Genomic DNA, 12,925 nt, shown 5'->3' with positions numbered 1-12,925 from the left:
TCCTTTTAATAATTTGTAATAATTTAGTTATATATTTGAATTAAAATATTGTAAGAAATTCGTCATGCAAAGTTATAATTTTCCTTTATAACTTGACAAATCAACTTACCAAAATTTAAAACAGCTAAAAAGTTAATGATACAATTAATAGAAAGAGCATCTTCATTTATAGGAAGAACAGCTGTCAAAAGTAATAATCAGAATTACACCTATAACCAACTATTAGAGAGATCTGAAAATGTCGCCATCAACTTATTAAATGGCAAAAAAGATTTGAACGGAGCACGAATTGCTTTTCTTGTTCCTGCTAGTTTTCAATACGCATCAATTCAATGGGGAATTTGGAGAGCTGGTGGAATTGCTGTTCCACTTTGTGAAAAACACCCTTTACCATCTATTGAATACATCCTTGAAGACACTAAGGCTTCTACGGTTATTTTTTCAGAAGGATTTGAAGACCTGTTATCTCCACTTTTTAATAGTAATGAAATCCTTTTCATCCCATCGACAGAAATTGGCAATAAAAAAGGGGACTTACCAAATATTGATATGGAGCGAAATGCCCTAATTCTTTATACAAGCGGCACAACTGGAGCTCCTAAAGGAGTGGTTACAACCCATAAAAATATTGAGTCCCAAATAACGGCGCTCACGACGTCTTGGGAATGGAATAAAAATGATCACGTACTCAACGTACTTCCACTACACCATGTTCATGGCATCATTAATATGTTAAGTTGTGCGTTATGGAGTGGTGCTTGTTGTGAATTCCTTCCTAAATTCAGCCAAAAAGCGGTTTTTGATTTGTTATGTAAAGATGAAGTGAATGTTTTTATGGCAGTTCCCACCATTTATTTCAAATTGATATCCTATTATAATACACTCACAGGGCCTGAACAGGAATTGATTTCAATGCATCTTAACAAATTTAGGCTAATGGTATCTGGCTCTGCAGCCTTACCTGTTAGTGTTCTGGAACAATGGAAAGAAATTAGTGATCATACATTATTAGAACGATATGGAATGACCGAAATAGGTATGGCTATTAGCAATCCATATAATGGCCAACGAAAACCAGGACATATAGGACTCGCTTTACCCGGAGTTGAAATACGGTTAGCCGATGAAAACAATGAAACAATTACCGAAATAGGGCTTCCTGGTGAAATTCAAATAAAAGGAGCCAATGTTTTTAAAGAATACTGGAATAAACCAATAGAAACTAGGGATGCTTTTACACTTGATGGATGGTTTCAAACTGGCGACATTGCAGTTTTAGACGAAGGTAGTTATAAGATTCTAGGAAGAAATTCTGTAGATATTATAAAATCTGGAGGATATAAAATCTCTGCCTTGGAAATTGAAGAAGTACTACGCACCCACCCTAAAATTAAGGATTGTGGCGTTGTCGGAATTCCGAATATAGAATGGGGAGAAATCATTGGCGCAAGCCTAATCTTAGAGACAAATGATTTGGATATCGAAGAATTGAAAGATTGGATGAGTGAAAAATTACCCAGTTATAAAACACCAAAAAAATACATTATTCAAGATGATCTGCCTAGAAATGTAATGGGAAAGGTTACTAAAAAAGATATCAAAGATCTGTTTACTAATGGACAATAACAACATATGAAAATTTACGGAGTAGCGCTTTTATCCGCATGTTTTTTGATAGGAAAACTAATGGGGAACCTATTAGGCAACCTTATCAATATTAATAGTGATATTGGTGGCGTAGGATTTGCCATGTTCCTTTTAATGACTTCAAGCATTTATCTTAGAAAAAAAGGATGGATGCCACTAGAAACGGAAAAAGGAATTTGGTTTTGGAGTGCTATGTACATTCCAATTATTGTTGCTATGGCCGCTACCCTAAATGTTAAGGCCGCTATTTCTGGAGGTTTAGTAGCTGTTGTAGCAGGTATTGGGGTTACTGCTGTATGTATGTTACTTGTTCCCATTTTGTCTAAAATTGGAAAAAGCAATAAAACGGAACTTCCTAAAAAAACAGAAAATGGAAATAGTTAAAAATATCATTGATAAAAACGGATTAGTATTCGCTTTTCTTTTTGTGGGTATCATTATGTCGTTTTCCTTTTGGATTTCGAAATATATAACCAATAAAAAAATTCCTGGAGTTGCCGTTGCCATTATAATAGGTTTGTCACTTGCTTTTTTTGGAGATAAGAATGGAATTGCAGACATTCCAATATTTGCAGGTTTGGCTTTACTAGGAGGATCTATGCTACGTGATTTTGCTATTGTAGCAACTGCTATGAGTGCAGATCTTTCGAAAATTAAACAAGCGGGACTTGCCGGAATTATTTCTTTATTTATAGGGGTTAGTCTCTCCTTTTTTCTAGGTGTTTTGATTGCCCTAAGTTTGGGCTATTCTGATGCTGTAAGTCTTACGACTATTGGCGCCGGTACCTGTACCTATATTGTGGGCCCAGTAACTGGTTCTGCCATAGGGGCTAGTTCAGAGGTGATTGCTATAAGCGTAGCAACAGGTGTTATAAAAACAATTTTCACTACGATAATTACACCATTGATCGCAAAAAAAATAAAATTAGACAATCCTCATTCCGCAGTAGTATTTGGAGGTTTAATTGGAACAACTAGTGGCGTGGTAGCGGGTCTTGCGGCCACGGATGAAAAACTAGTACCTTATGGTGCACTAACCGCTACTTTTTATACAGGACTTAGTTGCTTATTGTGTCCATCAGTGTTTTTTATTATTATAAAGTTTTTTCATTTTTAAAAATTTAAAATAGCTTTTCAACTTTTAAAGCGTTTAGATTTATGGAATATTAAAGTTCGTATTCTATACTACTCAAATTTAACCTATTATAAGTATTGTAACTACTCACTAGAATATTTTTTTTTCAATAACCAAAAATTACTATATTTACCTTCTAACAACTAATCAGTCTAACGGAATTGAAATTCCCTATTAAAAAATTAAATAAATCGGTATGCAAAACTTTAATTCGCCTTTAGAAGCTTTTCAATATTGGGAAAGGAAAATACCAAATGCAATTTTTTTAAAACAGCCTATTAATGGCATCCTAACTAACTATACTTTTGCTCAAGTAGGAAAAGAATCTCGTAAGATTGCCAATGCAATAAAAAACTTTAATTTACCCGAAAAGAGCCCTATTGCGTTAATTTCTAAAAACTGTCCACATTGGCACATGGCTGATTTGGCTATTATGATGTCTGGCCACATTTCGATACCAATTTATCCAACCCTTAATGCCGCTTCAATCAATCAAATTCTGGTTCATAGTGAAAGTAAGGCTATTATTATAGGGAAACTCGATAATTATGAATCTCAGCAATCTGGCATTCCAGATATACCAAAAATTTGTGTAGGGCTTTATGGTGATTATAAAGAACCACTTTGGGAAGATATTGTTTCAAAAGGGCAAGAAATCACAACGGTTTATATTCAAAAACCAGAGGATTTGTATACAATAATTTACACATCTGGTACAACTGGAGAACCAAAAGGTGTAATGCATACAGTAAATAATTTTATGGTAAGTGTTAAATCTCTTTATGCGGGCTTACCAATTGAGGATAATTCTAAATTATTTTCTTTCTTACCTATCGCTCATGTAGCAGAACGTGTTTTAGAAAATTTAAGTTTTGTAATTGGGGCAACCGTTTCTTTTCCGGAATCTTTAGAGAGTTTTGCGTCAGATTTAGAAAAAACACAACCCAATTTTATTTTTGCAGTTCCAAGAATATGGAGTAAATTTCAAGAAAAAATATTAGAAAATCTTCCGCAAAAAAAATTGAGTACACTTTTAAAAATTCCTATTGTAAATGGTATCATCAAGAAAAAATTACAACAAAAATTAGGATTACGCGAAGCAAAATATATTGTTTCGGGAGCGGCACCAATAGCACCAAGTTTAGTACATTGGTTTGAAACTATCGGTATTACAATCCTACAAGGATATGGTATGACTGAAGACTGTATAATTTCACATTTTAATAAACCCACTGCAAATAGAGTTGGTACAGTAGGAAAAGCTGTGGTCAATGTAAGTATTAAATTATCTAGCGAAGGGGAAATTTGCATTAAAAATAATTGTTTAATGAAAGGCTATTACAAAGCCCCTGAAATTACTGCTTCCGTTTTTGACGAAGAAGGATATTTTAAAACAGGGGATGTTGGCGAGTATGATCATGATGGTTTTTTAACCATTACAGGCCGAGTGAAAGACCAGTTTAAAACGGACAAAGGAAAATACATATCTCCAGCACCATTGGAACTAAAAATGGCTGCAAACAAGGACATTGATCAAATATGTATTGTGGGTACAGGTATTCCTCAACCTATTGCTTTAATTACCTTGTCAGAATTAGGGAAGGCAAAATCTAAAGAATCATTGTGTGCCGGATTAATTGAAACGGTTAACCAAATAAATCCGGGTTTTGAAAAGCATGAAAAGATTGAAAAAATTATCATTATGAAAGAAGATTGGAATGTTGGTAACGGATTAACAACACCAACTTTGAAAGTGAAACGCAATAGTGTCGAAAAAATTCATCAGCACTATTATAAATCATGGTTTGACAGTAAAGAAAAGGTACTATTTGAGTAATTAAATTTTAATAAATGCTTTAGATAATTTGTAATTCTAAAGTTATTTACTTTTTTTAAATTTTCATTACTTCCATTGGATCACTTTCTTTGGGTTTAATTTCTTTATTTTCTTTTGCTACTTACTGTGGTATGAATTTTATAATCGCTGAAAATGAACGATTTGAATTCTTTTATTTCGGGAGCAAGGTAATAATCTAAATAATAGTTCAAGCTACCTTCATTACAGCCCGATTCATATATTTTTAAAATCGAAAATAAATAGCTTTTCTGTAACGCTAACATCTAATTTATCAATGGTGTATTAAACTGTTTTAGCAATTCTTTTTTTAAGCATCAGTGTCGTCTGGGCAAACGTGCTTAACGGTTCACAGTAGTGATAAAAAACTATTGTGAATGTGTTTTTTTGATGATTTTACTTATATTATTTTTTTATTTTCTTCCATATTTTTCTAATGGTAGGCGAAGTTATATACCAAAGTAAAAAACCGCTTAATACAGTGATTAACCCTAATAATGAAAATATCCTTAAAGCAAGATTATTCATATTATCTCTACTCTCATAATCCATAGTATGGGTCATCCATAAAAAATCAAACCATCTCCAATCTCTATGTCTGGTGGTTTGAAAAGCACCATCATTTGCAGATATATAAACCTTTAAATTATCTGGTTCTTGATAAGAAATAACATAAGCAGGCAATAAATGCTCCCTATATTCATGATGTTTTCCTACTTCTTTAATAAGTTGTATTTCTTTTACTTTTAAACCTGACACAACGTTTCTATCTGCAATTGCCAATGCCTCTTCTTTAGTGACACAGTCTTTTAAGTATCCTGTTTTGGCGTTGTAAAGCACCTTGTCATTTATCCAATAAAAAGGCTGATGATTTATTGTCCTTAATTCAATAGATTGAATGTCCATCAAAGGATGATGAAGGGAGGGACTTATTAAACCGGAAAACGACTCCGAAACAATTCCTTTTTTATGAAATTGCATTCCGTGAATGTCATCAATGTTAGTCCAACTAAAATACAGGCCGCTAATGGTCCACATCAAAAATTGAATCCCTATAAATATTCCTAAATACCGATGGGATTTTCTAATCCATTTTACTTTTGCTCCTATAATCATTAATTTTATATATATTTTTAAATCGATTTTGCTGGTTTTTATATTATTAAATAATTCGTTCCTAATTTGCAAATTGCTTCAAATAAATTATGTAATTCAGAATATATAATATTATTATATTCATCTCCATAATTTCAACTTTATCAACTTAAACTATTACTAATCAATATCGGAATGTGTATTTTTAATTTTAAAAGTTACATCTTCATTCCTTCCATTGGATCGCTTCCTTTGCGGAAAATATATTCGCTATTTATGGCATAAGCTCCTGTAATCACTACTTTTTTTGTAGGATCCATTGCTGATTTAATTTCAATCATTCCGTTAGTTTCTATGCCGGTTTCTACCATCTTGTTTTCAAAAACTCCCTGGCTTTTTTCTACCCAAATATAAGCGTAGTTTTCTTCTCGAATTACAGCATCTAACGGAATAAAAAATCCTTTTTGTTTGGGTTGAGATAATTGGGCAATGGCTTGCATTCCTGGTTTTAATTTCAAATTAGGATTTGGTATTTCCATTCGGATTAAAAGCAAACGAGTGTCTGAATTTATTTCGGGATTGATGAAAGAAACCTTAGAGTTGATAGTTTTATTGGGGAAATCGGTAAATGTTATTTTTGCATTTTGTCCTATTTTTAGACTTTTTACATAGTTTACATTAACTTGAGTTTCGAGCCAAAGATTATCTAAATTTACTAGCTTAATGATTCCGGAACCTTCCATAGTATAACTTCCTTCGGTGGCCATAATTTCAGAAATAGTTCCGCTATTAGTACTGTAAAAAGTAGTGTAAGGTGAAATTACCGCAGTTGTTTTTATACTTTCGATTTGAGCATTTGACAACCCATAAAAAACCAATTTTTGTTTTGCTGCTTGTGCCATATTTTGAGCATTTTTTCCAAAATCTCCTGGCATTGCAAGTTGCTTGTATGCAGTGAAATAATCCTGTTTTGCTATGGCTATATCTTCGCTATACAATTCGTAAACGGCTTCATTTTTCTTAACATAATCACCAATATTTTTGAAATACAATTTTTCTATTCGACCCATAGTTCTTGCCGAAACGGTCTTTACTCCCTCTTGATTAATAGTTAAAATTCCAGTGTAATTTTGTAATAAACCGCTTTGAGTTACCCCAATAGTTTGGGTGGTAATATTGCCTAATCGTATTTGCTGGTCGCTTAAACTGATTTCACCAGCATTATTGTCGCTGTGTTTAATTGGTGTTAAATCCATATGGCAAATGGGACATTTTCCTGGCTTGTCTTCCTTAACTTGCGGATCCATAGAGCAAGTATAAAAGGTAGTTTCTTTGATTTTATGCCCGTTTTTATCTTCACTTTTTTTAGTATTGCAGGCTAAAAAAACTAGGACTATCAGTGATAAAAATATCTTTTTCATAATTATTCGGTTTTAATGAAGCTTTCGCTGTCAATTAAATAATGTGCGTTTTTGGCAATCGAATCTTCTACAGAAATACCCCCAATAACTTGAACAAAATTACCAAGTTCGACTCCTGTTTTTATGGCGGATGCTTTGAAACCATTTTCCAATTTCAGGAAAATTATTTTCTTAGTCCCAATGCTAACCATAGACTCTTTTTGTATCCAAATTCCTTTTGTGGGACTTGTTTTTAGAACTCCTTCTAATCGCAAACCAATAGGTAGTTTCAATTGAGAATTATTCAAATAAACTCGAATTCTATTGGATTTATCCACAGAATTTAATTGGGTTTCAACAAAATTTATTTTTGCATGTAAAGTTTTGTTTTTATCTACTTCAGTGGTAATGTTAATAGATTGATTGATTGTTGTTACACTGCTATAAGCTTGACTTACATTAAAAATGCACCATACTTTTTCTGTGTTTAATAATTTGAAGACGGGTTCATTTTTTTTTATATAATCCCCCTCTTTAACTGATAAATTTTCTGTTGTTAAATAGGTATTTGTCATCGACCCATTTATAGAAATAGGCCTATTTTCTGTTCCTTGAATAATTCCTGAGGCAGGGCTATAAATTGAAATTATTGGATTAGCTCTTTGGGTTGAAAATAATAAATTTATTTGATTTTCAGTCATTCCGTAAAGCAATAATTTTTGTTTAGAAGCTTTAATTATGGAACTATTGTTTGTATCATTGGATATTAAATAGATAAAATTTTGTTGTTCAGTAAGCAATTCTGGACTGTACAAGTCAAACATTTTTTGTCCTTTGGATATTTTTTGAAACTTATAATTAACATACATTCGTTCAATTCTTCCACTTATTCGAGCAGCAATATTTACCGAGGAATTTGGATCGTACTCCACAACGCCTGGTAAATTTATTTCGCTGTAAATAACGGTGTCTTTTGCCACTGTGGTTTGATAATTTCCTACGATAAATTTATCGGTTGGTTTCAAAAGATTGTCTATAGAATTGTCTTCGATATTAGTACTTTCCATAACTTTTTTTTCCAATGTCATTCCGCATTTTTGACAGCTACCTGGCTTATCGCTAAATACTGAATCTTCTGGCATTGGACAAATATAAACTTCGGTTTGCTGTGTCATTACCGAATGATTATTAGCCTTTAATCCAAAAAAATAAATTACAAATCCAATAGCGGAAATTACAATTGCAGCCAAAACATATTTTGTGTATTTGTTCATAATTAATTGGTTTCGAGTTGTTTTTCTATTTCTACTTGTGTAACTAAAATACGTTGCAGTTTATCGAGCAAATCAATTTGAGACATGTTCAGGGCTTCCCAAGCATCGAGAGCGGCAAATAAATCGCCGGTGTTGTTTTGCCAAGCTAAAATTGCGGTATCATAATTTCGTTTCAAAGACGGAATGATACTTTTTTGAATAATTTCGTATTGTTTTTTAAGATTGGTTAGCTCTGTATTCATTCCCGAAATAATTCCGCTTGCTTCATTTAAAATCATCTGTTTTTGCCAGTTTAGGCTTTCGTTTTTAATTTTAAAACTTTCGATATTGGCTTTATTCATTTTAGTTGACCACGGCATTGGAATATTGACCATTCCCATTAAGGAAAATTGCTGTGGCTGCTGACCAAATCCAAACATATGGTCATACTTAACACCAAACTCTGGTAGAAATTTTGTTTTTTCGGTTTCAATTTTTAATTGGTTAATTTCCATTGTTTTTTCAATGGCTTTCACGTCGCTTCGGTTTTTTGAAAGCAAAATAGTGTCTAAAACTATTGAGTTAAAATCCTTTAATTCATAGATTTCATTCACTTCAAATGCGGTATTTTTTTCTCTTGCCATTAAGGTATTGAGCATAATTCGTTTTTGAAAAATGTCATTTTCCAACATTGCAATCATACTTTCTAATGCGCTGTATTGAGATTTTGCCTTATAATACATGGGCAATTTATCCATATTATACTGATAGCGAATTTCCATACTTTTAATCATATAGTCTAAAAGCAACAAATTATCATCGGCAATTTTTATCTTTTTATTTAATACCAACCATTGATAATAATTTGTTTTTGCCAAAGCTTTTAATTGATTTATCGTATAGTTTTTGTTTTCTTTTTCGACCGAAGACATTGCATTCATTAGATTAAAGTCGGATTTTAGCTTTGAAGAATTGGGGATCATTTGTTGAACACCAATCATATAATTTCCCATACCAGAGCCCATTTCATCAGCTTTCCATAATTTAGTATTGTAAGGTGACATAAAAAAACCTGTGCTCACTTGTGGTGGCATCCAACTTTTTGCTCCTTTTGCTACTGCATCCATACTTTGAATATCGGCATCATACATTTTTAATTGTGGATTATTTTCTTTGATATTACTCAAAATTTCATCCAACGAAAGTGTTTGGGCTTTAGCGTTAAAGCTTAAAATCAAACAACTTAAAACGATATAAAATTTATTATTTAGCATCTATAATTTCAATTTTTCCTTTTGTTTTTAATTCTCGGAGTTTAACCATTTCGAAAACTACAGGAGTTACTAATAACACATAAATTATGGAGGTAATTGTACCGCCAATGAGTGGAACTGTGATGGGTAGCATAATGTCTGCGCCTGTTCCCGTTGCCCAAAGAATAGGGATCAATCCAAATAATGAAACCGAAACCGTCATTAGTTTTGGGCGTAATCTTTTGGCTGAACCTTCAATAATATAGTCTCTCAAAACGGCTTCGGTAATTGTTGCGGAACTGTTTCCGTGTTTGGCTACCATTTTATTCATTGCCTCATTCAAATAAATAGTCATTAACATTGCTGTTTCGATCGCCAAGCCAAATAAAGCAATAAATCCAACAGCTACAGCCACTGACAAGTTAATTCCATAAAAATAAACCATAAAAATCCCTCCGATTAAAGCAAATGGAACGGTTATCATCGTGATCAAAGCTTCTTTCATTGAATTGTAAGTGAAGTACAAAATGAGAAAAATGATAAGGACAACGATTGGCAAAATTAAACTTAATGTCTTGTTAGCTCGGATTTGGTTTTCCCATTGTCCGCTCCATTCTACATAATATCCTTTTGGCATTTTTGTCATCATTGCATTTAATTTTTCTTGCGCTTCTTTAACAGTGCTTCCTAAATCACGATCTCTAACATTAAACAAAACACTACCACGAATCATTGCGTTTTCGCTATTTATCATAGGAGGACCATCGCTAATTTTTACATCGGCAACAGTTTCTAAAGGAATTGGTCCAAATTGCATCGTTTGTACTTGCAGTTTTTTTAAGGATTCAATACTATTTCTATACTCTTGTGCATATCGAGCATTGACTGAAAAGCGCTGTCTTCCTTCGATGGTTGTAGTGAGTTTCATTCCACCGATAGAAGCTTCAACTACGTTATTTATATCATCAATTGATAGGCCATATCTTCCTATTACTTCCCGTTTTGGAACAATATCGATATATTTTCCGCCAGTAATTGGTTCTGCATACAAATCTTTTACACCAGAAGTTCCTTCGAGCGCTTTTTTAATTTTTTGTGATAAAACATGGATAGTGTCTAAACTGGATCCATAAATTTTAATACCAACATCCGTTCGAATTCCTGTCGAAAGCATATTAATCCGATTGATAATAGGCTGCGTAAAACCATTAGTCACCCCCGGAATTTGCAGTTTATTGTTTATTTCATTAATGACATCATTTTTTGTTTTGCCTTTTTTCCATTCCTCTTGAGGTTTCAGCAAAATAATTGTTTCAATCATACTAATTGGACTATTATCGGTCGCTGTATTTGCTCTACCTGCTTTTCCTAAAACGTGGGCGACTTCGGGTATTGATTTTATCAATTTGTCTTGAACTTGTAAAATTCGTTTTACCTCAGAATTGGAGACATCCGGCAAAGTGACTGGCATAAACAAGATAGAGCCTTCATCTAGCGGTGGCATAAATTCAGAGCCAAGCCTTGTAAACATTGAAACGCCTATCAAAAGTGCAATGATATTAATGGTTAAAACTGTTTTTCTCCATTTTAAACAAAAAATTAGAATTGGAGTATAAATACTTTCTAACTTTCGATTAATTGGATTTTTATTTTCTGGGCGAAGTCTCCCTTTTAGTAAAAAACTAATTAAAACTGGCGTGAGTGTTATTGCTAAAAAAGCATCAACAATCAAAATAAACGATTTTGTCCAAGCCAATGGGCTAAACAATTTGCCCTCCATTCCTGTGAGAAGAAAAACGGGTAAAAAAGAGGCAATTACAATTATGGTCGAATAAAAAACGCCTGGCCCTACTACCTTTGAGGATTCTTCAATTATTTTGAGGCGTTCTTCAGAAGAAAGCGGATCCGACTCTTTTTTGAATATGTTTTTAAGTAAATTTATCATTTTATTTAATTTTTTGGTAGAAACGCACTGCAGCCTCCACAATGTGTCTTTATAAAGAATCTTGTCTTTCTGAAATATTCCGATAGGAGTTTTCGACCATTACAATTCCATCATCGACCACTACACCAATTGCCAAGGCAATTCCGGTTAACGACATTATATTTGAGGAAATCCCAAATGCTTCGAGTAATATAAATCCGATAGCAACAGAAATTGGTAATTGTATAAGGATAATTAAAGCGCTTCGCCAATGAAAAAGAAAAAGAAGAATTATAATAGAAACAGCAATCATCTCCTCTAATAAAGTACCCTTTACGGATTCGATTGCTTTTTCTATTAAATCACTTCTGTCATAGGAAGTTTTAAAAGTAACGCCTTCGGGCAATCCTTTTTGAACTTCTTCCATTTTTAATTTTACTGCTTTTATTACTTTATCGGCATTTTCGCCATAGCGCATTACTACAATTCCACCAACAACTTCGCCAGTTCCGTTTTGGTCAAAAATTCCCAAACGCAGGTCACCTCCCATTTGTACGGATCCAATATCGCTAACTTTTACAGGAACAGAATTGTAATTTTTTATGGCAATGTCTTCTACATCCTTGATGTTTTTAATATAGCCCAAACCTCTGACAATGTAGGCCATATTACTCATCTCGAATTTTCGTCCACCCACATCATTGTTGCTTGACTTCACTACATTCATCACTTCCATAATGCTGACGTTGTAGTATTGCATTTTTAAAGGATCTAAAACCAACTGGTATTGTTTTTCAAATCCTCCAAAAGAAGCTACTTCAGCAACGCCAGGAACGGTCTGTAATGCAAATTTCACATACCAATCTTGTAAAGCGCGTTGTTCTCCGAGATCCATTTTTTTGGCATCTAAAGTGTACCAAAATATATGCCCAACACCAGTCCCATCAGGTCCAAGAGTTGGAACCACATTTTGAGGTAACAAGCGTTGCGCATAATTTAGTCGTTCTAAAACGCGGGTTCTTGCCCAATACGGATCGACATTGTCTTCAAAAATAATGTAAACAAAGCTCATCCCAAACATAGAGGAAGCGCGAATATTCTTAATTTTTGGAATTCCTTGCAAGTTTGAAACTAAAGGATAAGTAACCTGATCTTCAATAACCTGAGGACTTCTACCCATCCATTCCGTGAAAACAATGACTTGATTTTCGGATAAATCAGGAATAGCATCAATGGGATTTTGCTGTACACTATAGATTCCCCAGGCAAATAGACATGCAGATACAAGCAAGACAATTGCACGATTTCTCAATGAAAATGATATTAATTTCTCTACCATAATAATTTTGATAAGTAACTTTTC

Annotated in this window: 10 protein-coding genes; 4 read left to right on the top strand and 6 right to left on the bottom strand. The window is 33.3% G+C overall.

The genetic code is table 11. The features are described from left to right. Positions 1-135: 135 nt before the first annotated feature. From AABM59_RS09390 to AABM59_RS09375, 4 genes are all read left to right on the top strand, one after another. Positions 136-1,626, top strand: a complete 1,491-nt coding sequence (locus AABM59_RS09390; RefSeq protein WP_338408711.1) for an acyl-CoA synthetase — start codon at positions 136-138, stop codon at positions 1,624-1,626. Positions 1,627-1,632: 6 nt separating this feature from the next. Beyond that, complete coding sequence (madL, locus tag AABM59_RS09385; protein ID WP_338408710.1) at positions 1,633-2,031, top strand: malonate transporter subunit MadL; 399 nt, start codon at positions 1,633-1,635, stop codon at positions 2,029-2,031. Beyond that, positions 2,018-2,764 (top strand): malonate transporter subunit MadM, encoded by a 747-nt coding sequence (gene madM / locus AABM59_RS09380; RefSeq protein ID WP_338408709.1) that lies wholly within the window; start codon positions 2,018-2,020, stop codon positions 2,762-2,764. The genes madL and madM overlap by 14 nt, the downstream gene beginning before the upstream one ends. 214 nt (positions 2,765-2,978) lie before the next feature. Next, positions 2,979-4,619: an AMP-binding protein gene (locus AABM59_RS09375; protein ID WP_338408708.1), complete on the top strand. Its 1,641-nt coding sequence runs from the start codon at positions 2,979-2,981 to the stop codon at positions 4,617-4,619. Between the two features lie 423 nt (positions 4,620-5,042). Here the strand turns inward: AABM59_RS09375 and AABM59_RS09370 are convergent, their stop codons facing one another. From AABM59_RS09370 to AABM59_RS09345, 6 genes are all read right to left on the bottom strand, one after another. Continuing rightward, positions 5,043-5,753 carry a hypothetical protein gene (locus AABM59_RS09370; protein ID WP_338408707.1) on the bottom strand — a complete coding sequence of 237 codons (711 nt, stop codon included), beginning with the start codon at positions 5,751-5,753 and terminating at the stop codon, positions 5,043-5,045. Positions 5,754-5,950: 197 nt separating this feature from the next. After that, positions 5,951-7,153: an efflux RND transporter periplasmic adaptor subunit gene (locus AABM59_RS09365; protein WP_338408706.1), complete on the bottom strand. Its 1,203-nt coding sequence runs from the start codon at positions 7,151-7,153 to the stop codon at positions 5,951-5,953. A 2-nt stretch (positions 7,154-7,155) separates the two neighbouring features. After that, on the bottom strand, positions 7,156-8,406 hold the full coding sequence (locus AABM59_RS09360; RefSeq protein WP_338408705.1) for an efflux RND transporter periplasmic adaptor subunit: 1,251 nt from the start codon (positions 8,404-8,406) through the stop codon (positions 7,156-7,158). 2 nt (positions 8,407-8,408) lie between these two features. Next, positions 8,409-9,659 carry a TolC family protein gene (locus AABM59_RS09355; RefSeq protein WP_338408704.1) on the bottom strand — a complete coding sequence of 417 codons (1,251 nt, stop codon included), beginning with the start codon at positions 9,657-9,659 and terminating at the stop codon, positions 8,409-8,411. Then, positions 9,649-11,583, bottom strand: a complete 1,935-nt coding sequence (locus AABM59_RS09350; RefSeq protein WP_338408703.1) for an efflux RND transporter permease subunit — start codon at positions 11,581-11,583, stop codon at positions 9,649-9,651. Before AABM59_RS09350 ends, AABM59_RS09355 begins: the two co-directional genes overlap by 11 nt. Positions 11,584-11,632: 49 nt before the next feature. Next, positions 11,633-12,901 (bottom strand): efflux RND transporter permease subunit, encoded by a 1,269-nt coding sequence (locus AABM59_RS09345; protein WP_338408702.1) that lies wholly within the window; start codon positions 12,899-12,901, stop codon positions 11,633-11,635. Positions 12,902-12,925: the final 24 nt, after the last annotated feature.

The organism is uncultured Flavobacterium sp. (assembly GCF_963925185.1).
Classification (GTDB): domain Bacteria; phylum Bacteroidota; class Bacteroidia; order Flavobacteriales; family Flavobacteriaceae; genus Flavobacterium.
This window is presented reverse-complemented; position numbering and strand designations above follow the sequence as displayed.